The following is a 390-nucleotide window of genomic DNA, read 5'->3' on the forward strand; positions in this document are numbered from 1 at the left end:
GGTGTGATTCCTGCCTTGCTGCCCGAAGGTGACATGGCGTTCAGCCGGGCAATTGCCCGGGCCTGGGCGATATACTCGATGCCGTCCCCGTTGCTTCCACATTCCGCGCGCTCATAGTAGTCGGGTGGTGTTCTGAAGACGCCTTTGTTTATCGGCGCGCCTTTCGGCTGAACAAGGCATTTGTCTTCGATGCGGCCTCGGCTGGTGAACATTTTTCCGGCAATACATGTGGGGGCTGACTGCAGTGCCTCAGAGTAGACAACGTTCGCAGGACAATCCCCGGCCACAAGCGTCGGCGCGATTGCCGAGACAGTCGCCGGCAAAGATGAGGGAACCGCATAAGAAGGCATGGCAGGTAACCCAGAAAGCGCGCAGGCGAGGGCGAGAATA

1 protein-coding gene is annotated in these 390 nt (G+C 59.0%); it reads right to left on the reverse strand.

Going from position 1 to position 390, the window contains the following annotated elements:
• The coding region (locus tag LD110_RS23425; protein ID WP_225502341.1) for a hypothetical protein at positions 1-212 on the reverse strand (212 nt) is incomplete at its 3' end.
• Positions 213-390: the final 178 nt, after the last annotated feature.

The sequence above is a fragment of the Arthrobacter sp. M4 genome, assembly GCF_020251205.1.
Taxonomy (GTDB): Bacteria; Actinomycetota; Actinomycetes; order Actinomycetales; family Micrococcaceae; genus Arthrobacter.